Origin of the sequence: Dorea phocaeensis (genome assembly GCF_900240315.1) — a bacterium.
GTDB classification, from domain to species: domain Bacteria; phylum Bacillota; class Clostridia; order Lachnospirales; family Lachnospiraceae; genus Dorea_B; species Dorea_B phocaeensis.
Window position 1 is genome coordinate 507,985 of record NZ_OEPZ01000002.1, and the last position, 22,679, is coordinate 530,663.

The following is a 22,679-nucleotide window of genomic DNA, read 5'->3' on the forward strand; positions in this document are numbered from 1 at the left end:
TTTCTCCTTATCCTTTATATTTGAAATTATAATTTCCTGTTTTTAGTAACTTTATTGTTTCTTTTCCTTCTTCCGGTACAATCAACGTTGCCGTACTTGCGAACGGCACTCTTACCTCTATCGCATAGCCGTCCGTCTCTTTTTCCCATTTCACATAGATTTCTCCACGCACCGTTTCCAAAGAACACTCCGCAAATCCCAGACGATCGGTAAAAATCGGCCGCAGATAAAAATGCTGATAGCCAGGCTTTTGTTCATCCGGCACAATTCCCGCAACAGCCGAATACAGGAAATCTCCTACACAGCCATATGCATAATGGTTAAAGGAATTCATCCACGGCTCCCAAAAGCTTCCGTCCGGCTTATAGCCGTCCCAGTGTTCCCATACCGTTGTTGCCCCACAGTTCACCTGATAAAGCCAGGACGGACAATCTTCATTAAACAGAAGCTGATAAGCCATCTCCGGGTGCCCATATTTTGCCAGCACATGAAGAATATATCCGGTTCCGACAAATCCGGTAGAAATGTGACCATTTCTTGCTTTTAAGTATTCCATCAATTGTTCTGCAACCACAGGTATCTGTGCTTCTTTGATCAGCCCAAACTGAAGCGCCAGCACACAGGCTGTCTGCGTCTCTACCGTCATTCTGCCACTTTGATCACAATACTTCTTGATAAAGGCAGCTTTGATTTTCTCTCTTAATTCCTGATATTCTTTCTGCTCCGCTTCCTTTCCAAGAACGCCTGCCGCCTTGGAAAGAATTTCTGTCGAGTATGCATAAAAGGCGGTTGCAATCAATGCTTTCGGCGTCGCGCCCACGAAGCTTCCTTCATACGCGTCTAATGCGAACCAATCTCCATAATGGAAGCCTTCTTCAAATACTGCCTCGCCACCGGATGTATTGCGCATATACTCAACGTAGCGTTTCATGCTTTCGTACTGATTCTCCAGCACTCCTTTGTCGCCATACTGTTGGTATAATTCCCAGGGAATAATCAGAGCTGCATCTCCCCAGGCAGCAGAGGTCGGATCTTTCTGCACCGGTGTGAAGAAGTCCAGGCATTCATATTCTTCGTCCCCTAATACATTGGGCACCACCCACGGAACTGCACCCGTTGAAAATTGCTCTGTCCGCAAATCATTCAGCCATTTCTTGTAAAACCTTCTTACGTCCATATGATAGCAAGCTGTCTTGGCAAAGATCTGCGCATCACCAGTCCACCCCAGTCTCTCTGTTCTCTGCGGTCCGGCTATTGGCACATCGATAAAGTTGCCCCTCTGTGACCACTTGGTATTGCGATATAATTGGTTGATTTTCTCATCCGAGCAACGAAACATTCCCGTTTCTTCATCAAAAGACGACCAGACTTCCGCTTCAAAGCAATCAGCCGTCGGCTCTCCGGGGAATTCCAGGATCTTAATATAGCGGAAATCCTGAAACGTAAATCGCGGCAGATAAGTCTCTGTTCCCTCACCGCTTAAGATGTATTCCACTTCCTGTTTTGACGGGGCAATATTTTCGCAATAAAAGTTGCCTTCTTTATCCAGCATTTCTCCATGCTTAATGTGAACCTTCTGTCCTCTTTCTCCCGATACCGTAATACGGACGTTTCCCACAAGAATCTGTCCGAAATCGACCAGTGTTTCTCCCTTCGGCGTCCGAATCATCCGAAGCGGCTTTAAGGTTCTTACACATCTTACCGGTGTATTTTCCGTCGGAATCAAGGTGTCCGTGCCATCCCGATCAAGAAGGACTGGCCGAAATAGCTGCTGTGCGTCAAATTCCGGCGTATCCCAGCCTTTGATTTCACGTCTCGCATCATAGACTTCCCCATGATAGATTTCTGAGACAAGAATCGGAGAGACTGCCCACGTAAATGTTTCGTCCGTTCTAAGAACTTCGACATCTCCATCTTCCTTTTCTATCCGAAGATACATAAAAGCTGCTTTGTGATCTCCATACCAATTCCGTTTTTCATTCCAGTTAATATAGCCCTTATACCAACCGTCTCCCAGAATGAAACCAACCGTATTTTTCCCTTCTTTTAACTGGTTTGTCACATCATACGCCTGATATTGTGTTCTACATTTATAATTCGTAAAGCCCGGCGTCAGATAATCCTTTCCAATCTTTTCTCCATTCATCCGGAATTCATAAAGGCCTTTTGCCGTCACATATACCTTCGCCCTTTTTATTTTCCCGGACACTTCAAAGTCTCTTCTCATCAGCAGACACTCGGACTCTTCTTTCCGCTCTTTCTCATAGTCCGCCCGTATGAAAGAAGTCTGTTTCTCTTCATCCAAAAATCCCGTTTCAAACCAGGACCAGTCACTCCACCCGATTTCTACAGAGTCCTGATTCCATACATTGATTCGATAATAGTATCTCGTATGCGCTTTCAGCTCTTTCACATCGCAGGTCAAAGAAACCATCCCCTCGCCAGACTTTTCTGCCTGATATATGAGATTCTTTTCGGTTTCTTTACTATCGGCAATTTGCACCGCCACTTTTGATGTATCTAAAGAAACTCCTTCATTTACAACCTTAAAAGACAGAACGATGTTTGAGTCTTCTACGGAAAGTGGATGCTCTTCTCCATTACACCTAAGCTGCTCAATCTTTTCCATTCCTTCTCCCTCCTTCTCTTTTATAAAAATGTAATATTCTCTCCTTGCAATCTGCAGAAGGCACCTTCGATCCCGGCTTCCTCGTGGGCAATCAGCCACTTATTTTGTGCCATAAGTAATTGATTTTCCCCTTCCCTCTCCACCTCAAACGTAAGGGTCTGATTCGTATCTTTCGGTAAAACAACGATACTTCTGAAGGTATCCCCCTTCGCCGCACATGGTACATAATGAAGCGTTGTTGCATAGAGTTCCACCGCCGTGCCAGCCGGAACGTAAAACGCTTCCAGCCTGGAAGTATCATAGGAAAAATCCATTTCCACATCCTGCAGTCTTCCCAGCAAAAGAATCATGTCATCTACCGCTATATTTATTTCCGGAGAACGATGATACTCCAATGCATTCAAACTTTTATTCTTTCCTATACAATATCCTATCTGCACCGGCATTCCGCCATAAATTGTTTCTTCCACCTTCTGCTTTATAGTTTCTTCCTCTAAGGCCTTCGATGACATCACATATTCAATACCTTCCGCCGGATATTCTATACACTGCATCTTCTCGAATAACGGTCCAAAACAATCCTCTTGAATGATTCTCCCATATTCCCTTATGGATTCTTTTGTCAATTTTTTTATTTCCACTTTATCACCTCCTTGTATACTTCGCCACTCCTTACTTATCTAAATCTTCCAACGTCGGGATCGATGTCTGTGCACCTTTCCTTGTCACCACATAGGACGATACCTTTTGGCCAAACCGAATTGCTTCTTCACAGCTTTTCCCATCACTTAGCGCCAATGCAAACGCAGCTGTAAAACTGTCTCCTGCTGCCGTGGTATCAACCACTTGTACCCGATTTGCGGCAAAGTATTCTGCCCTTTCCTTTGTAACATAGAAGCATCCATCTCCACCCAATGTCACGATCACTGCCTGTACACCACGCGCCAACATTTCCCTTGCACCGCTTTCGATATCCTCCATCGTCGTCAGCTTTCTCCCTACCAAAGTCTCTAACTCCGTTTCATTTGGCTTTATATAATGAATCCCTTTCCAAAAACCATCCGGCAAATCGTTTCTGGCAGGAGCTGGATCCACAATGACTGTTTTCCCCATCTTGACCGCCATGTCTTTGACGTATTCCACAACCTCCAACGGTATCTCGAACTGCAAAATTACAATATCACTGTCTTCGATCAGTTTGCGATGTTCCCAAACCAGTTCCACATCTACCAGTCCATTGGTTCCCGCAATGATAATAATCGAATTTTCTCCACTGTCATCCACCGTAATATAGGCCTGCCCCGTAGTTTCCCCTTCCAGCACCGCAATACCGGATACGTCTACGCCCACACTTTCCAGATTGGATTTCAGGCTTTTTCCAAAGGAATCATTACCGACTGCTCCGATCATCCGAACGTTTCCGCCAAGCTTACCAGCTGCATATGCCTGATTTGCACCCTTTCCGCCCGGGATCATCGACACCTTATATCCAGAAATCGTTTCCCCTTTCTTCGGCATATCGGCTACCTCTATCACCGAATCCATATTCAGGCTGCCAACTACTACTATCTTTTTCATGTTCTATTTCTCCTCTTCCACAAGCTTATATTTTTCAATAATTTCATCCTCAAATATGTCCACTGATTTTCGTTCCGGCAATGCTGGCTGAACCCCATATCTTGTAACAGTAATACCGGAAGCATATATTGCAAATCCAATTGCATAAACCAGGCTTTTCCCCTCACTTAAAAGTACCGCCAATGCACTGATGAAGGAATCTGCTCCTCCCGTGGTGTCGATTGCTTCAAACCCAGACCCAGAGAAATACCTTGACATCTCATCATTTTCCAGATAGCATCCTCGCTCGCCCATGGTCACAATAACATTCTTCACACCGCTGTTTCGCAAACGCTTCACTTTTTCTTCCATGGTTCCTTCTTCCGGCACCAGCAAACCCAATTCCTTTTCATTAGGAACAAAATAGGTAATACCCGATAATAATTCTTTTTTAATCTTTTTCACTCCTGAAGGTTTTAAAATGACCTGAACCTGATTGCGTTCACAGGTCTTAATCGTATACTCGACAACCTCCTCCGGGATTTCCAGTGATATCAGACAATACTTTGCCTTTTGAAATAAATACCGGCATCTCTTGATCTGCTCAATGTTCAGATTCTTATTAGCTCCCTGATAAACCACGATGGTGCTCTCACCAGCTTCATCGACATTGATATACGCTTTCCCACTTACACTTGTCTTGTCAAACAACACTCCGTCCATATGAACATGATTCTCGAACAGGCTTGTATAGAGTTGCTTTCCGTCCATATCCTGCCCAAGGCACCCAATCATATGTACCTGTCCGCCAAGCTTTCCTGCACCAACGGCCTGATTGCCTCCCTTTCCTCCGGGGAACACAAATAGCCGTTCCGCGATCTGGGTCTCTCCCCCAATGGGCAGCCTGGTCACCTCTGTGGTGATGTCCATGTTCATACTTCCAACTACAATAATCATGTCCCCCTGCTTTTCACGCGCCGGAGAAACAATACTATTTCTTTCTATGGTTCTTGGTGGAAACTTTTCTGTTACTCGCATTTTTTCATCCTGGTCAATCATTCGACATAATAGTTTTACCATGCGAGAACTCATATCCTTTACCGGGAACTCCACTCCCGTAATTCCATCTCCCAAAATGTTTAATAATTCTCCGTCGCCTACAGAAATCACCGAAAATTCATCTGGAATTACCATCTTCATCCGTTCCAGCATCTTCCACACACAGCACGTCACTTCCGGCGAGCCACAAATAATAGCTGTCACATTCTGACTGATACATTGATTCAATCCATATTTCTCAATATCTTCCAATGTCTCTCCACTGTACATACACAATGACTGAACTCTTATATTCTGATTTTGCAAAGCCTGCTTATAGCCCTCTATCACGGCTTCGTCTGCCATCTTGGTAATGCAGGCAATTTTTTTATGGCCTTCTTCAATCAAGCGATCTGCTGCTAATCTCCCCGCTTCTGTCAGAGAATAATAGAAGGTGCATCCCTGATTGATCTCAAACTTCTTCGTCTGGGTAAAGTAGACGGCCGCCTTGTCCAACTTCCCACAGTGGATCTTTTGCACCGAATCAATCATCAGCCCCGACACCCGTTTCTTGATCAATTCGTTTACACATGTCTGAATATCGTCGATGTCATCCACATAGCTCACGAGTACACCATAGCCCCGCGCTCTCGCCGCCTGCTCAACATGTAAAACGATATTTTCCCGCTCTCTGTGATTCTTTCTTATAATCAGTCCGATCACATGCGGCCTTAATCCTTCTTTATCCATATATTTGAAATATGGAACATACTGCTCTTCCTCTATGATCTTTAGGACTTTCGTCCGTGTCGCCTCACTGATATCATTGTCTTTCCCATTCATCACCTTCGACACCGTCGATGCAGATACTCCTGCCAATCTTGCAATATCATTGATATTCAAACGTAAGCCCCCCTTCCGGAAATCATTTCGGAAATTGTTTAAGAAATTATTTTAGTAAACTAATTTTGCATTTATCTTATCATCCTGGTTCCCCTTTAGCAATATCCACGAAACACGAAAGTATTTTCCGACAAATTGTCTATTTTAATGATTTCACTAAACAACTTTCGTTTCTTTTTTTACTTATTTTCCACAAAGCAGGAAAAAACCTACGCCACAAAAAAAGAAGCGCCCGTTGTTTAGACGCTTCCTTAATATGGGAGGCAGATGCCCTCCTCCTTTATTCTACTTATATAAGTATTTTTTATTTTCTCTTAGAATGTACAACATTCATTGTAAAACCTGCACCAAGCAATAACAGCAGCCACATTAGACTTGCAGCAGCATCTCCTGTTTTGGCTGCTTTTGCTACACCTTTTCCTTGCTCCTGTTTTACCGGAATCGATTCTTCTGAAGGAATCTCCGGATTTACTTCCGGCACTTCTGGCTTTTCCGGTTTTTCCGGCGCTTCTAGTAATTCCCCATAAGGATTTCCGCAGACTGCACAAATTGCTCGTTCTGTCGTTGTAGCAGTTCCTCCACTACAATCCGCCTCATTGAAATGTTTCCCACAACCATTGAGACACTCCTGATAATGTCTGCCATCTATTTGTATCCATGCTTCCTTCAGAGAATGGCCCAATGCCGGAATTACAAGCTGCTCTTCTGTAACTTCCTTTTTCTGACCATTTTCTTCTATGTAAAGTTTTCCGGCACGGTCAACAAAATGCGCCTTTTTCCCCTGCGTTTCACAGGATGCTGGTATTTCTTCCACCGGCAAATAGGCATCCCCTGTCACACGAATCATAACAGTTTGCTCATAATCCGCTAAATTGTCATCTCCGTAAAATTTCACCGTCACCTGGTTTTCTTCTTCCTGAAAATTTTCCTTCAGGATTTGGCAAGTAAGCTGATAACCTCCGTTTCCATCTATGGAAACAGGTTCCGAAACCATCCGATCCCCACAATACAACACTACCTTTCCATTGGTTGGAAGCACTGCTTCTAATGGTGCCTGCATCTGTTCTGATGGGCTTTCCCCCGTTGCTCTCGGCAAAACATTCACGGTCATCTCATCATTAAAATCAAAGAATAACGTTTCTTTTGACCCGTTATATACTTTTATTCCCTGATCAAACACTGTCCCTGATTTTGCAATTACAAATTCTTTTGTATTCTTTTCCGGCAATTTATACTTATCCGCATCTTTACCAATCAGTTTTGCTGACGCGGTATACGTACCCACAATGCTTTCTGCTCCTTCTACCTGCAACTGTGCATCATCGCCTTTACGAATATCCTCTGTCGTAACATTTGGTTTTTGCAAACTTCCATTATATACAAGCTCTGTATTTTCCCATGCCAGTTTTACTTCAATTTGAGATTGCCCCGTTATTTGTTTCCATGTGCTCTCTCCTGTAGAAAGTGCTGTAAGACAGGAAACTTTACTTCCACTTCCGTCATCTCGCACATCCGTTGTCACATAGGCATCCCCATTTCTATTTACTACACGATAACGGCGCATTCCCTCCGTACTTTTATCCGAATCATCCGAATCCGAGAAATAAACAGCGCATACATTCCCATTTGGATCAAGTTCAACACCCCAAAGAGTAACAACGTGGGCGCTTGCTTTCGTATCATAAGTTAATGAAACACTCTCTCCCTGTCGGATAAACTCTTTCAAATCTCTGGAAAAATCCGCATAAGTCCCCGTATAATCATAAAAGCGCCGCTGTGTTAAGATATCCACACCAAACACATTGTAAAAGAATCCTCCACGCGCAACAGGTCCATTTTGAATCAAATTTTGTCCATCCCATCCCGGATCATTCGTTCCCCCATTCTCTTTGGGTTTATATCCATTAATAAATTGATCCTGAAGAATATCCGGCCAATACCCTTCACGCCGGTTCGAAAATTGATCTACAAATCTATTATAGATATTACTATCATGCTGACCTTTTGGTGAATTCTGCAATTCTTTGATTTCTTCCCGCTTTGGCAAATCCGGATACATCATCAGGTACTTGTCAATATAATCTGAATTCTGATCCATCCACCAATGAAGCATATTCGATGCAGTTGCCGAAAAGCAAAGATAGGTATCCTGGCTAAAGGTTTTATTTATATCATACCAACCATGATTTTTCTCATATGGAGCCACATATTCAACATATTTTCGCCCTCCTTGCTCCGTCTCCCTTTTCTTAAAATCCGCATTTGCATCATCAGATCCCTTCATCACCGGCGGAGTAATATGATCCACCCACAAGATCGTCTTTTTTACACCATCGTCGTCTGTGTACTCTGTAACTGTCACCTCTTGCGCATCTTTCTTCCCCTCTGCGTCTGCCGCTTCGCTATAGAATGAGCTTCCAAGCAGCAAGGCCACTCCAAAAACACAGGCTGTAAGAAATTTCCTTTTTTTCATAACGACCCCTTTCTTTTGTTTGAAGATAATTTAACAATTAATCTTATCATATCCTTCTGATAACGTAAACTATTACCCACATTTTTGTAACAACTTTTTTATAGAAAAAAATTCTCTACACAGCTATATTTCATAAGCTATGTAGAGAGTTTTTCATTTACATTGCTGCTGCCAATTATCTTCTTTTCAGTACCAGCACACATCCAACCATACTTAGAACACCCAGACTTCCCCATAAAAGGATTTCATTGAAATCCCCAGTCTTGACTTTCCCAGGCTTTCCACTATGTGTCCCATTCCCTGACATCTGCTCTCCAACGACACCGCCCTCTGGTTTACTTCCACTGGATTTTTCTGCTTCTACTACCGCATAATAATCGGTCCTTCTTCCACTAACAATTAACCCCTCTTTGCCTGCCGATGGAAGAACCGTCTTCTCTCCATTCGGATCTACATGCCATACCTCTAAGTTTTCTTCGTCTGTTGTCACCTGCATCTTCACAGTAAACTCTTTATCAGGCGTAACATACTCTCCGTTTGCATTCATAAAAAGCACCGCATAGGCTCCATGCATTTTCCCTTCACGATCCAGCTCTTTCTCAAGCCACTGATAGGCATCCTCGCCTTTCTTTATTTCAATGACACACAGGTACAGACCATCCAAGCCTTCCCCTTCTAGCTCGAACCGCGCGGCATCTCCCGCAACAGCTACTGCATGTCCATCCACAATCTCACTGATATATGTATGCGCGCCCAAAGAAAAGACTTTCTGCCCTTCTACAGCCTTGCTTCCGCCAACATTTTCCATCGCAGAAACATCTGACATACCAAAGATAAATAGAAGAAACATCAAACAGATCGTTGTAATCGTCTTTCTCTTCATCTGCTTGCTTCCCTTACTGCGCTGCATTTAACGTAACAGTCGCGGTACCAATCTTTGTCGGTTGTTCTACATTCTTATCTAATGTTCCATTCAATGTAAGCTGTACTTCATCTGCAGGTGCTTCTCCAACCTCTGTTCCTTCTGCTGTTTTAAGATTCACTTCATTCTTGTTAAAATTACCATTGATTGTTTTATATGCATCCTCTGCCGCATAACTGAATGCCACTTTAACTGCTGCGTTGGAGTGATTCGTTACTTTTACCTTGTCGGCGCCTTCATTACAAGACCACTGTCCTGCTTCGGATGCTCCTTCAAACTTGTGATTCTCTGGATTCCAGGTTCCTTCAGAATCGATCGTATACTTATACTGCATATCGCCCCACACAATATCCACACTATATACAGTCTCAGCTTCGTGATTTGTTTCATAACTTGCTTTTACTTCTTTGGAATCGGTTCCTTGTAGTTCTTCAATCGGAGATGCTGCACATACATTTGTCCCCATTGCCAATACCATCATGCTTGTCATTGCTACTGCTGCTAATTTTTTGTTTTTCATTTTCTTTTTCTCCTTTACTACCTCATAGTTTTCCTTTTGATTAGTTTCTATATTGAAAACGGAAACCATTTCTAATTTCCGTTATTCACGGTTAATGTAACGGGAATTTTCGTGTCTACCACTTCTTTTTCCCCGTTCTCACTGTCATAATACAACACCTTCAAATTGCCCTCATATTTCCCCGGGTCCAAATCTATCTTATCTTTTAAATTCATCTGAGTAAGCTTGTACCCTGCCGGTATTAGTTCTGATTCTGCAAGCAATAATTCCTCTCCTTCATTTTGTCCTTTTACGGTTAACTGAAGCGAGGTATCTTTGGTTGACTTCGATGGATTTTCAAATAGAAGCTGAGCTGTTCGATCCTCCATAGACACTGTCACCACCGTAGAGTATGTCAAACTCACTGCACCACCGCCGTTAGGCGCATCCATCTTATCTTCTGCACCTTCCATTTGTTCTGCCGATTGATCCACCTTCGGGGCAAAATCTTCCGAATTGCTTCTTTTCACATATAAAGCCACCATAATTCCTATGCCTAACAATAATATGATAAAAAGAATCCTTATCCACATCTTATGTTTCTTCTGTGTGCTCTTGGCGCTTTTTGCGCCTAAGCACTCTTGTTCATTCGTTTCTCCGTTCTTCATTACCTTCTATTCTCCTGATTAATTGTAAGCGTAACTCTTCCCACCGCTTCTTTGGTTAGATGACGATCCGGCTTATTTTTAAGAAGGAGCTGCACATTAGTCTCTTCTTCCGGTTGAAGCGTAGCTGCCGTAATCGGACTCTTGTCTTTCAAAAACTCTCCATTGATCGATTGAAATCCTTCCCCGGCCTCATATCCAAATCCTGCTTTGATGGCTGCTTTTCCTGTATTTCTAATATGAATCTGATCTCCATTACTTACATCAGCCGTCCAGCCTTGTCCATCATATTGATGTGTATCCTTGTTCCAGTTGCCTTCATGGTAGGTGTATTCCATATCCCCCCACGTAATTTCTACTGACACAATATCTCTTACTAACACTTCTTTGCTAACTTTCACGTCTGTTGCCACACCATCTAACAGAAGCTGTGCCGTTACACGAACTACTCCCTGTCCAACTTTAGTAAGAACACCTGTATCCGGATCTATGGTCGCAATTGATAAATCATCGACGGACCATTTGTAACTAATCCGTTTACGATCCTCTTCTCCAATTCCTTCCGCCTTCAAATCTAACGTATATGTTTTTGGAGAATCATCTCCTTCCAAGACATCATCCCCTTGAATCTTCGGATCTACTGCAAGTATTTTTACCGTATCAAAATAACTCGGGTTAGACTGAGACGTCATCGTTATGTTTGCCGTTCCCGTCTTCTTCAATGTAACTTTTCCACGATCTACGCTTGCCACCTCTTCCGGATCCGATGTCCATTTCACCGCATTATCAAACGCATTGGCAGGAAGTGTATAACCATTCAATCTAATTTCAGCACCTTCTCGGTATTGTACCAATCTAGTATCTTCTCCTTCAATCACTGCTCCGGTCACCGGATGATTCTCTATAAACCTTGTATGCCCATACACAATTGCTTCTCCACCATCGTCTACACTAAATCCAGTTGCCGGAGTCTTGCCTCCGCCGGCAAGATAATATTTTCCGTATACATGATGGTTTCCTTCTCCTAACACACCTGTCATCAAGCCATCTTTTGCACTACTTCCTTCCAACTTCGTGCCGCCTGCATTTGCCAAGCTCTCAACCGTACTAGCAGCTGCCGCAGTTTCATAGATTCCATCCATATCTCCCGAACCATTGATATTGTGATAGCGAACTTCAATATCTTTGTAATTTGAAGTTGTCACCACTCCCACATGGGGCTGTGCATTTCCAATCTCTACATTTCCAACTGTCCCTGTCAGAATATGCAATTTCCCGCTAGATCTAAGCTTCACTCCATTTCCGTCGTGCGGTATAATTGTTCCTCCTGTCATGTAGGCATTTCCTTCGATATCCACTGGAATCTGAGGATTCAAAACGCTTCCATTATCAAAGGTTCCTCCATTGATGTATAGATTTCCTTTACACCAAAGATTTCGAACGGTACCTCCGTTAACCTCTATCCTTCCCTGAGAATCTACTGCGCGATGGTTTTCATTTTTCCGTTCGTAGGTTCCGTCATTTATGATCACTTCCGTATTGCCGATGGAGGAATACACAGCCGACTCTGCTGCCCAATAACTTCCATCACTTCCTAAAATTGCCTTACTTCCTTCTTCTGTCAGCTTTACACAGATACCGGATTCACCGCCTCCCGTTCCGTACTCAGTCCGCATTGCCACGTGCCCGCTTGTAATCAACGTAGAGTTTCCATAGACCTCGACCGGATTCAAGGATTCGTATACGGAGCCCTGTGCTCTCGTATCATCAATGGCAACATCTCCATCTAAGATCAGTGTCGCTCCATTCTTCACCAAAAAGCTAACAAAGGTCAACTTTGAGCTTCCCATGATCCGAAGATCTCTTGTGATATCATACTTGTTTTCTTTTGCCTGGAACCATTTAATAACTTCAAACTCAATCTCAGCACCACCGGTTATGATTGTTCCTACGTTAGGGTTATTCAATGCATTCACAAAATCAGACTTATTATTCACGCTCATGGTCTGTTTGCCATTAATGTTCTGCAATGCATGAAGGATTTTCTCTGCCTGCAGTAATCGATTTACATTCGGCACCTGCGCTTTCTCTTCTTCTCCTAACGCATCATATGCTGCCCTCGCAGATTCAATATCAGATGCATCCTTTAACGTAGGCATATCCGGAAGCGCTGTAATCATATCTTTGACCTTCTCCCATTCCGGAATTTCTGTCTCTTTTGATTTATCAATAGCAAAAGAGTCTACCAACTCAGACACTCCATCCTTCACTTGATATGCTCTGTAATATAACTTTCCACCATCAATTGTAACTCCTGCATATACCGGGCATGTCTGTTGGAATGTCTTCTCACTTGGCACGGTAGATACCGGCGTCTGTACATAATTTTTTACTCCTGCAGTTCCGGCAATGACAAATACTGTTCCTGACGGATTTACCGCAGCCGTATAATTATGTCCCTGGTAAGCCGTTTCTCTTGTCTTCACCTGCTGTGTTTTTCCCTGTGAAAGATATGGCGTCCGGTTATATACATGGTCATGACCAGACAAAACCAGATCCACATCACAATCTGCCGCAAGATTGTTCAACTGCTTACGAATCGCTATCACATCTTTATCTTCCGCATGTGGTCCATTGGAATACGGAGACTTGTGCATCAGAATAATCTTCCAATCCGTCTTTGCATTTTCCGCCTTTTCATAAGCCCATTGGTACTGAGCATCCGACAAATATCCCTCTTTTGTCACGTCATTGGTATTCAACACAATGAAGGTCGCATTTTGATACTCATAGGAATAATAGATTCCCGTACTTCTATCTTGCTCTGGGATATCCTGATTCTGAATTTCAAAATGTGAAGTAATCGCATTAGGGTCTGTAATTCCTTCTACGCTGGACTTCGCTTCATGATTTCCGGCCGCCGGCATATAAGATACCGATTCTGATACCCCGTCCAACGCCCAGGTCCAGTAATCTTCATTGCTTCCATCGTCCACAAAATCTCCCGAGTGCAATGTAAATGCCGCCCCATCAAATTGACGCTTTGCTTCTGCCAATGTATTCAAATAGGTTTCATAATCCGAGGCAATCATTCCCTGAGAATCATTCACATTAATAAACGTAAAACCGGATGTTTCCTCATTCTTTACGGTAAATGCCACCGGTGTACTATAGTTTTCCGTCTCACTGATACCAACTCTATAGTAATATGTTTTTCCCGTCTCAAGCCCTGTGAGCTTTGCCGTATACTTTTGCGCCTTCTGTGTCGTATAAGTTGCCATCAACCCTAGATTTAACAGTGTTTTTGGCTTTACTACCTTCTCAACACTTGCCGTAAATGTGGAAGCATTTGCAAAATCTTCACTTTCCGCTATTTGTGCCACCGCTGTTCCCGACACTCCAGCTCCCGTATACCACCGAAGATATCTGGAATCCGGCTCTTCGCCCTGCGTCATCGTAATCTGAGTCGGCGCTAATCCGTTTGCCACCGATGGCTTCTGCGGTTCCACCGGCGTCGATGTCGAGTAAGTAATTGTCCTTCCGTTCTCATCATTCAGAATATCATCCTGACTATCTGTGTCATAAAGGAAGGACGCTGCATATTCATCTAACAAGCCTCCCATTCCCGTCAAAAAGCTATCACTCATATATTCGGAGATTAAACCATTGATAACTTCTTTTAAATCCAGATTAAATAATCCCACTATTGTCGCCAGGTTACCATTATTTGTCTGAGAATCAATTGCCGTTTTCCAAAGGCCACTGAACACAATGCCTGTATTTATGTTTAAATTAGAAGCCAGATCATTAATAATTACAACAACATCTCCAACCAGCATCTCGATCAGATCTTTGATCACTTCGCCTTTTCTAAGATATGGAAGTACCTGTTCTACCACCCATTCCGGCGGATTCTCCCCACCTGCATAATGACTGGTCAGAAGCAGCACGATGAAATCATATAATGTCTTTTCCTGACCTTCCAAAGAACCCACACCAAATTTTGACACTTTCGTGACAATCTCATCCACTTTCCCAAGCAGGTATTTCGGATCTTTCAAATATTGATTTTCCACCTTAGCAAGAAGGTCATCAACCACGCGAATAAGCTGTGCATCACTGATGGTTGTTGTTCCGATCAGTCCCGCGGTTCCCGTAGGCTTAAGCTCAATCCCTCCATTACGGTAGCTGATCATAACACGCCCGATACCAGATCCAAGCTCCAGTGTCATTCCTCCTGCCAGTGCTTCCCGCACCGTATCTAATACAATCGAATCAATATCTACCTCCGGAAGATTTTCTGCCAGATACTTCCGAATCCCCACATTTGCAACATCCTGAATCATTGGCTTTAACATTCCGCCTGCCATATTGTTAAATAGGGTTTCCGGATACAGCTTCTTCATCGTATAGTCCTGAAGATCCGCTATCGTCTCTCCATTATATTGAATCGACTTCACGCTTTCACTTTTTACGTGAAATTTCTCATCTAATTGAAGCGTTGAGCGATCCGTCATCATCTGATCCCTTTGAATGGTTACGGTACGTACCGGAGAACCATAAGCTGCCAAAGACCCTGTCTCAAGATCATAAATCTTATTACCGCTGACGGTTGTATACTCCGCAATATCATTTGCATGCATATGTCCTGTGAAGATGTAACGCATTCCTGCATCAGCCAGTGTCGTTGCCATTTCCTGCCAATCATCTACCACATACTCACTTAATAGTTCCGCTTCTTTTGAAAAGTGCGGTAACAATCCGTGATGCATCAATCCGATCGCTGTCTTACCCTTTTCCTTTGCATCTTTTACCTGCTTTTCTACCCACGGGAGTAACGATGCATCAATTCTTCCTGCCGTAATATGTTCATTTGTGTCCATTCCCGTATCTGCATCCGGACTATATCTTCCCGAGTCAATTCCAATAATCACGTAATCCCCAAATGTTACGGAATAGGAAAGACCTCCTGCCTCTTTTCCAACCGGCGGCGTATAATACTGCGCATCGTACTCTCCGTTATAACCAAATTGACTGTAAATCTCTTTAAATTCTGCCGGAGTTGTAGTCTCTGCTTTTTCTTTCTTTCCATTTTCAAACGTACAAGAATCCTGATAATTATAAATATCATGATTTCCATTGATAACAAATACTTCTGCATCCGTTTCATCTTCAATCGTCTGCAATTTCTCTGCCATATTTTGATGTCCCAATTTCTCACCGTCTTTTGTAAGGTCTCCTGATATAAGAACCAAATCCGGCTTATCTTTCTTAATCATATTTAAGGCAGAATCTATAATAGAACCCGATTCTGCCAGCATCTTAGGATCCCCGCCTACGTAAGTCTTATAATCCTCACAATCCGTCACATAATTAAGAGGATAATAATGCGTATCTGAAATCACACATATTTTCTTTGACTCTGCTTCCAAAGGCTCTTGTTCCGCCTCTAAATGCGTTGCACTCGTTGCGTGAGTCTCTACTCCCGGCATCAGTGTAGCTCCAACAATGACCACTGCCATTGCCCCTGCACAGATCCTTTTCCATAATTTGAACTGTTTCCTCATCTTCTAATTCCTTTCATTTCCAAGTTTCTGATAACTTTGTCACCCTGAAACCGTATTGTAAGCGGTGTATATTAAATCCAAAAGCTTTTTGGTGTTAAATGAACGTTAAATAAAGGGAAACCACCTCAAACAAAAAAAGGAGCATTTCTATAAAGCTGACTTTTCTATCACACTTTACAGAACTGCTTCCTTTTTTCAAAGAAACATATTGCCAAGTACTACAACCCCTTTGAGCTTACCCTTCTTGATTGCAATCTTTGCATCTCGCACAGTTTCTCCATAAACGATCTGCCGTTTCTTTCCAATTCTCTGCATATTCTATCTTTTTATCACAAAGATGTTCCACACTTTCCGGACTTTCATAGTCTGTATTTACCGCATCCGTCTCTCTTACCATCCGTCTAAGTACCTCTGGGTTCTCCAACATCGGACACGGCCGCAACATGTTCTCGTGAAATGGCTGATTATCGTGGTATGCCATAAAAATCGGACTTTTCAGCACATCCAGCAAGCTAGTATTATGGATATTACACTTAGAATAATGAATAAATACACAAGGCTCTACATCCCCCTTTGCATTAATATGAAGATAGTTTCTTCCTCCGGCAATACATCCGCCAACATATTCCGCATCATTTTGAAAGTCCATTGTAAAAATCGGTTTGCTGCCACGAAACTCACGTATTCGATGATAAACTGCCTCCCTTTGCTCCGGTGAAGGAAGCAGATGCCCTGCAAATGCGGTATCTACCACCGATGCCATAATTTCTACAAGCAAAGAAAAAATAGCCGGTATTGAAAAATACAAGATTAGAGAGTTTACAGTTTTATTCTCATATATGTCTTGTTCCACCAAAACCACCTCCATATTTTTTATCATACAAAAAGGAAGGTGACTTCTTGTGTCACCTTCCTTTCAAGAATATAAAAAATATGAATAGTCTTCCCGATTAAATTCTTCTTTTGTAACTTCACACTGAACGATATCCGATAGTGGAAACGTCATTTTTCGGCTCCCGTTAGTTGCATATAGATACAGACCTGTTGGTCGAAGCGCATAACTTAATGGAGCAACATAAAACTCCTGCTTATTTATTTCTATTCGTAGACAGCGTTCCTCATCTAACGCGGTATTAATCTTTTGAGAAACCGGGTTGTTTTTTAAAAAAGGCTCTTCCAATAGTTCTACTTTTAGATACTCAAAAAATCACCGTCCCCGCGGCTCTAAAGTCCGCAAAAACAGTGATCTGAACTGCGCGATCAGGGGTTCGAACCCTGGACACCCTGATTAAGAGTCAGGTGCTCTACCAACTGAGCTAATCGCGCTTATTTATTTTGTTTACGCCTTTCCCGTGACGCAAGAATTATTATATAGCAGACCTCAATAAAATGCAAGCCTTTTTTTAATTATTTTCATATTTTTTTCATTTCCCTCATATATTAGTTACAAGGAGGGGTTTTCTATGCGATTTTTATTTCATACTATATTCAAAAAAGACAAGCATTCCATTCTGGCCGTGATCCTTTTAGGCAGTCTATCACACTTCTTATACGAGCTTTCCGGTGGCGCCGCCATCTTTGCATTATTCTGCCCAATCAATGAATCTGTCTGGGAACATTTAAAACTATTATTCTTCCCATTTCTCTTCATCACAGTTATTCAATGGTGCCGGCAGAAACCATCTCTGCTCCCTTTCTTCTACCACCGCTTTCTCGGTATCTTATGCGGACTTCTTACAACGGTTGTACTGTTTTATACTTACACAGGCGTAATCGGAAGGCACTTTTTAATTATCGATCTTCTGATCTTTACATTCAGCGTCACCGATTCCTTTTGCACCAGCCAGTACTTTTCTCGCAAATGCACCGTTGTCCCTTCGCAGTCTATTGTATTTTCTCTCTGGATTATCACCGCTTTATTCTTTTTCGTTTTCAGCTGCTGCCCGCCGAATATTCCATTATTTTTCCCGCCTCAGGCATAAGCTGCTTTCCAAACAGAAAAGGATGGACTTATGATCCATCCCTCCTGTCTATCCCTTCATTCGCTTAATCACCTTTAATCTGGTAAACTCTTCTCGCTCTTTCTCCTCCAGCGCATTATTGATACTATATACCAGATTTGAATACATTGGAATTGTAATATTTTTAAGCGCATTGGCGCGTTTCTGCGTCTTCTTAATATTCCCTGCCAGCCGGTATGCCGCATTCTCTACTTCCGCAAGCTTTATCGTCAACTCTTTCACTTCACGAAACGCTTCTCTTGCTGTATCAATGGACTCGTGTGTCGTCCCAAAAGAATAGGTCAGCTCATTTTGCCTGCCATCATATTTAATATGTGGAATCTCTGTTCCCATAATACTTCTGGTCTGAATACGAATAGAACTCTCGATCGGAACCGTATATGCCAGTTCCTGAACCTTGCTGATTCCATTCTCAATATTGGCTCTTTGCAGGCACGCATAGGCTCTGCTAAATGTAGAATCAATCTCTTCCTGAATGTCCTTCGCCTCGTCAATCAGATTCATTAATTCTTTCAGCAAAATATTTCTCTTCTTATCCATCAGGTCATATCCCTGATGAGCAAGCGCCAGTGAATTCTGGGCAAGCATCAGATTACCCTTTGTCGGGAACTCTCTTGGATCCATATGCGCCCTCCTTTCTGCTCGCTAACTTTGAACGCCGTCTTTTTGTGGATAATATTTCTCAATCAACTTCGTATCAATTCGATCCAGTTCCTCCTTAGGAAGCAGCCCAAGAAGCTCCCATCCCAGATCCAAGGTCTCCTGAATCGTTCGATTTTCTCCGGCACCCTGTCCGATATAACGTTCTTCAAACGCCCGGCCGAACTTTAGATATTTCTTATCAATTGGTGATAACTCATCCTCGCCGATTACGGACGCAAGATTTCTGGCCTCTCCTACCTTTGCATAGGCCGAGAACAGCTGATTTGCAAGATCCTGATGATCCTCCCTTGTATAACCGGCGCCGATTCCATCCTTCATAAGACGAGACAAGGATGGAAGAATACTGATCGGCGGATACACCGCCTGACCATGGAGATTTCGATCAAGCACAATCTGCCCTTCTGTGATATATCCCGTCAGATCGGGAATCGGATGGGTAATATCATCATTTGGCATGGTCAGAATCGGAAGCTGTGTCACAGAACCGGAAGCTCCCTCTATAATCCCCGCTCTCTCATAAAGCGTCGCAAGTTCACTGTACAGATATCCCGGATATCCTTTTCTTGAAGGAATCTCTCCTCTGGAAGAAGATACTTCACGCATCGCTTCTGCAAAAGAAGTCATGTCTGTCAAGATTACTAAAATATGCATATTGCATTCAAACGCCAGGTATTCTGCTACCGTCAGCGCCACCTTTGGCGTAATGAGTCGTTCTACTACTGGATCATTCGCCAAATTCAAAAACATACAAACGTGATCCGACACACCGCTTTCCTCAAATGTCTTCTGGAAAAATTCTGCCACATCATGCTTCACACCCATAGCTCCAAAGACTACCGCAAATTCTCCTTCTGCGCCGTCCCCAAGAGACGCCTGCTTTACAATCTGTGCCGCCAGTCGATCATGGGGCAGACCATTTCCCGAAAAAATCGGCAGCTTTTGTCCTCGAATCAATGTTGTCAGACCATCGATTGCAGAAATTCCCGTCCGGATATAATTTCTCGGATATTCTCGCTGTACCGGATTCAGAGGCAGGCCGTTGACATCACGCTTGTCAGAAGAAATAATCGGTCCCAGACCATCAATCGGCTCACCGATTCCATTAAAGGTTCTTCCCAGCATGTCCGGAGACACTGCTACCTCCATTGTGTGACCACTGAGTCTCGTATGGGTATTCGTAAGCGACATATTTTCAGTTCCTTCAAACACCTGAATCACTGCCTTGTCTTCATTCAGCTCCACAATACGGCCAAGTTTCTGCTCTTTTCCGCCAACAGTAAACTCTACAATTTCGTCAAAGAACGCATTCTGTACTCCCTCCAGCACTACGAGAGGTCCATTTACGTTGCTAAGCCCCAGATATTCTATTGCCATAATCCGTTCCTCCCTCTACGCATTCTTTTCTATTACTCGGTTATAAAATGCATCAATATCGTTTTTGTAAAGATCTAATAGCTGCAAGTTGTCATTTGGCACATCATATTTAATCGCAATGACTTTCTCAAAAATACCTTCTGCCTTCAATACAGACATCGGCATTCCCATAGCTACCAGCTCTCTGGACTTCTTATAGAGATACAAGATCACATCCATCATCTTAAACTGCTTCTCCATAGAGACGCAGGTGTCATCCTTATGAAATGCGTTCTGCTGTAAGAATCCCAGACGAATGACTCTGGCGATCTCCAGAATCAGTTTCTGATCATCCGGCAGCACATCCCCTCCAATCAGCTTTACAATCTCCATCAGACTGCTTTCCTGATTAAGAAGCGCCATCAGTCGATTTCGATAATCTACGAATTTCGGCGACACATGATCACTGTACCAGCCGCTTAAGTCATTCAAATATTCGCTGTAGCTGCTCAGCCAATGAATCGCCGGGAAATGTCGTGCATACGCCAGCGATTTATCAAGCCCCCAGAAACACCGCACAAAACGCTTGGTATTCTGCGTAACAGGTTCTGAAAAATCTCCTCCCTGTGGAGACACCGCTCCAATAATAGAGACAGACCCTGTCGCCCCATTCAAAGTCTGCATCATTCCTGCCCGCTCATAAAACGCGGACAGTCTCGATGCCAGATATGCCGGGAATCCTTCCTCCGCCGGCATTTCTTCCAGACGTCCCGATAATTCTCTAAGAGCTTCCGCCCAACGGGATGTCGAATCCGCCATAATCGCCACGTCATATCCCATATCCCTATAATATTCTGCCAGTGTAAGTCCTGTGTAAATCGATGCCTCACGGGCCGCCACCGGCATATTCGATGTGTTGGCAATCAAAGTCGTTCGATCCATCAACGGATTCCCGGATTTTGGATCCACCAGTTCCGAGAACTCCTCTAATACCTGCGTCATCTCATTTCCACGCTCTCCGCATCCGATATAGATAATAATATCTGCATCCGACCATTTGGCGATCTGATGCTGTGTCATTGTTTTTCCTGTTCCAAAACCTCCCGGAATCGCCGCGGTTCCACCTTTCGCAATGGGGAACATAGTATCGAGAATTCTCTGCCCTGTCACCAGCGGCACGCTTGCCGGATACCGATGATGTACAGGTCTTGGCACACGGATCGGCCAGCGCTGAGTCATAGTCAGATCCTTTCGGGTTCCATCCATCAACTCCACCGTCACAATCACGTCCTGAATCGTATACTGCCCGTCTGGCTTCACTGACACTACCGTCCCTTCCAGATCTGGCGGCACCATACATTTATGCACAATTGCCCTTGTTTCCTGAACTTCTGCAATCACCGTTCCTCCATGCACCAGTTCTCCTTCTTGAACAGTAATATGTGTCTCCCACCGTTTTTCTGTATCCAAAGAATCCACATTCACACCGCGAACCACAAAAGCTCCGCCTTCTTCTGCAATTTTTTCCAGAGGCCGTTCAATTCCGTCAAAAATATTATCCAAAATTCCCGGGGCAAGCGTTACAGATACCGCTGCATCCGTTCCCACAACCTCTTCTCCCGGCTGAAGTCCGGACGTTTCCTCATAGACCTGAATCGTGGTCAGATCTTTGTCAAGCCCGATTACTTCTCCTACCAGCTTCTGGCTTCCTACATACACCATCTCTGACATTTTAAATTCGCTTCTGCCTTTCAGGTAGATTACCGGACCATTGATCCCATAAATCTTTCCTGTCTTCACACTATTCAACTCCGGCACCTCCCTTAAATACAAACGAACGCTGTTCTTCTTCCAATGCGCCTTTAAACGCACGGTCAATTAAAATGTTTCTTTCCTGAATTACCGCACGCACCCCTCCTATAAAATCTTCTTTACTGACGGTCAGCTGCATCCCTGTATGTTCCTCTAAATATTCCTTCTTCTCTTCATCCGTCGGATTGATATAAATCGTCATGGCCTCTCCATCCGCATATCTGGCGGCCTGTTCAATGTATTCTACTAACAAATGGGTATAGGCTTCTGTCTTCATATATTCCTCCAAAAGCTTTCCCACCTCTTCAAACAATTGTGTTTTCAGCTTCTGCTGTGTACGTCCAAGCTCTCTTTTCAGTTCCAGCTGAGCCTTGGACATCGCCATGTTCAGCTGCTGCCTGGCATTTACTTCCTCTGCATGCACTCTTGTCTGCACCTGGCGAACAACCTCCTTACGATGCTGTTCAAACACCCCTTCCAGCGCTTCTTCATGCTGTCTGATAATCGCATTTCCTTCCGCGCGCGCCTCTTCCATCGCCGCCGCCTGAAGGCGCGAGATTTTCTCCTCTATCGTCAA

At 43.5% G+C, this 22,679-nt stretch carries 14 protein-coding genes, 1 tRNA gene and 1 pseudogene; 1 reads left to right on the top strand and 15 read right to left on the bottom strand.

Annotated features, from left to right (window positions below; genetic code table 11):
* Positions 1–7: 7 nt before the first annotated feature.
* The 11 genes and pseudogenes from C0979_RS06460 to C0979_RS06510 all read right to left on the bottom strand — a co-directional run bounded on the left by C0979_RS06460 (position 8) and on the right by C0979_RS06510 (position 17,579).
* Positions 8–2,629, bottom strand: a complete 2,622-nt coding sequence (locus C0979_RS06460; protein ID WP_101695200.1) for an alpha-L-rhamnosidase — start codon at positions 2,627–2,629, stop codon at positions 8–10.
* A gap of 20 nt (positions 2,630–2,649) precedes the next feature.
* On the bottom strand, positions 2,650–3,270 hold the full coding sequence (locus tag C0979_RS06465) for a DUF4867 family protein (RefSeq protein ID WP_200816244.1): 621 nt from the start codon (positions 3,268–3,270) through the stop codon (positions 2,650–2,652).
* Between the two features lie 31 nt (positions 3,271–3,301).
* On the bottom strand, positions 3,302–4,207 hold the full coding sequence (rbsK, locus tag C0979_RS06470) for a ribokinase (protein WP_101695201.1): 906 nt from the start codon (positions 4,205–4,207) through the stop codon (positions 3,302–3,304).
* A 3-nt stretch (positions 4,208–4,210) separates the two neighbouring features.
* Positions 4,211–6,127 carry a PfkB family carbohydrate kinase gene (locus tag C0979_RS06475; protein WP_101695202.1) on the bottom strand — a complete coding sequence of 639 codons (1,917 nt, stop codon included), beginning with the start codon at positions 6,125–6,127 and terminating at the stop codon, positions 4,211–4,213.
* A 304-nt stretch (positions 6,128–6,431) separates the two neighbouring features.
* Positions 6,432–8,600: an IdeS/Mac family cysteine endopeptidase gene (locus C0979_RS06480; RefSeq protein WP_101695203.1), complete on the bottom strand. Its 2,169-nt coding sequence runs from the start codon at positions 8,598–8,600 to the stop codon at positions 6,432–6,434.
* A 175-nt stretch (positions 8,601–8,775) separates the two neighbouring features.
* The gene (locus tag C0979_RS06485; protein WP_101695204.1) at positions 8,776–9,483 is read right to left on the bottom strand and encodes a hypothetical protein; all 708 of its coding nucleotides are present in this window, start codon (positions 9,481–9,483) and stop codon (positions 8,776–8,778) included.
* 13 nt (positions 9,484–9,496) lie between these two features.
* On the bottom strand, positions 9,497–10,042 hold the full coding sequence (locus C0979_RS06490) for a hypothetical protein (RefSeq protein ID WP_101695335.1): 546 nt from the start codon (positions 10,040–10,042) through the stop codon (positions 9,497–9,499).
* Positions 10,043–10,113: 71 nt separating this feature from the next.
* A complete protein-coding gene (locus C0979_RS06495; RefSeq protein ID WP_242962659.1) occupies positions 10,114–10,689 on the bottom strand; it encodes a hypothetical protein in 576 nt (191 codons plus the stop codon).
* Complete coding sequence (locus tag C0979_RS06500; RefSeq protein WP_101695205.1) at positions 10,689–16,253, bottom strand: metallophosphoesterase; 5,565 nt, start codon at positions 16,251–16,253, stop codon at positions 10,689–10,691. Before C0979_RS06500 ends, C0979_RS06495 begins: the two co-directional genes overlap by 1 nt.
* 235 nt (positions 16,254–16,488) lie before the next feature.
* A pseudogene (locus C0979_RS06505) lies at positions 16,489–16,989 on the bottom strand (SPASM domain-containing protein); the annotation flags it as partial.
* A 517-nt stretch (positions 16,990–17,506) separates the two neighbouring features.
* A tRNA-Lys gene (locus C0979_RS06510) sits at positions 17,507–17,579 on the bottom strand.
* Between the two features lie 137 nt (positions 17,580–17,716).
* Here C0979_RS06510 and C0979_RS06515 point away from each other — a divergent pair.
* Positions 17,717–18,235, top strand: coding sequence for a DUF6512 family protein (locus tag C0979_RS06515; RefSeq protein WP_101695206.1), 519 nt, complete (start codon positions 17,717–17,719; stop codon positions 18,233–18,235).
* Between the two features lie 48 nt (positions 18,236–18,283).
* On the opposite strand, the gene C0979_RS06520 is transcribed toward C0979_RS06515, so the two are convergent.
* Genes C0979_RS06520 through C0979_RS06535 form a run of 4 tightly spaced genes read right to left on the bottom strand, consistent with a single transcriptional unit; the run spans position 18,284 to position 22,679 of the window.
* Entirely contained in the window at positions 18,284–18,898 is a 615-nt protein-coding gene (locus tag C0979_RS06520; RefSeq protein ID WP_101695207.1) for a V-type ATP synthase subunit D, read from the bottom strand.
* A gap of 21 nt (positions 18,899–18,919) precedes the next feature.
* Positions 18,920–20,311, bottom strand: coding sequence for a V-type ATP synthase subunit B (locus tag C0979_RS06525; protein WP_101695208.1), 1,392 nt, complete (start codon positions 20,309–20,311; stop codon positions 18,920–18,922).
* A gap of 15 nt (positions 20,312–20,326) precedes the next feature.
* A complete protein-coding gene (locus C0979_RS06530; RefSeq protein WP_101695209.1) occupies positions 20,327–22,099 on the bottom strand; it encodes a V-type ATP synthase subunit A in 1,773 nt (590 codons plus the stop codon).
* Positions 22,092–22,679 (bottom strand): V-type ATP synthase subunit E, encoded by a 588-nt coding sequence (locus C0979_RS06535; RefSeq protein ID WP_101695210.1) that lies wholly within the window; start codon positions 22,677–22,679, stop codon positions 22,092–22,094. The genes C0979_RS06530 and C0979_RS06535 overlap by 8 nt, the downstream gene beginning before the upstream one ends.

What these genes read in the sequence shown, in the direction of transcription:
- C0979_RS06460 (WP_101695200.1), bottom strand. Translation starts at nt 2,629, where the DNA reads ATGGAAAAGATTGAGCAGCTTAGGTGTAATGGAGAAGAGCATCCACTT.
- rbsK (WP_101695201.1), bottom strand. Translation starts at nt 4,207, where the DNA reads ATGAAAAAGATAGTAGTAGTTGGCAGCCTGAATATGGATTCGGTGATA.
- C0979_RS06480 (WP_101695203.1), bottom strand. Translation starts at nt 8,600, where the DNA reads ATGAAAAAAAGGAAATTTCTTACAGCCTGTGTTTTTGGAGTGGCCTTG.
- C0979_RS06485 (WP_101695204.1), bottom strand. Translation starts at nt 9,483, where the DNA reads ATGAAGAGAAAGACGATTACAACGATCTGTTTGATGTTTCTTCTATTT.
- C0979_RS06490 (WP_101695335.1), bottom strand. Translation starts at nt 10,042, where the DNA reads ATGAAAAACAAAAAATTAGCAGCAGTAGCAATGACAAGCATGATGGTA.
- C0979_RS06495 (WP_242962659.1), bottom strand. Translation starts at nt 10,689, where the DNA reads ATGAAGAACGGAGAAACGAATGAACAAGAGTGCTTAGGCGCAAAAAGC.
- C0979_RS06500 (WP_101695205.1), bottom strand. Translation starts at nt 16,253, where the DNA reads ATGAGGAAACAGTTCAAATTATGGAAAAGGATCTGTGCAGGGGCAATG.
- C0979_RS06515 (WP_101695206.1), top strand. Translation starts at nt 17,717, where the DNA reads ATGCGATTTTTATTTCATACTATATTCAAAAAAGACAAGCATTCCATT.
- C0979_RS06520 (WP_101695207.1), bottom strand. Translation starts at nt 18,898, where the DNA reads ATGGATCCAAGAGAGTTCCCGACAAAGGGTAATCTGATGCTTGCCCAG.
- C0979_RS06525 (WP_101695208.1), bottom strand. Translation starts at nt 20,311, where the DNA reads ATGGCAATAGAATATCTGGGGCTTAGCAACGTAAATGGACCTCTCGTA.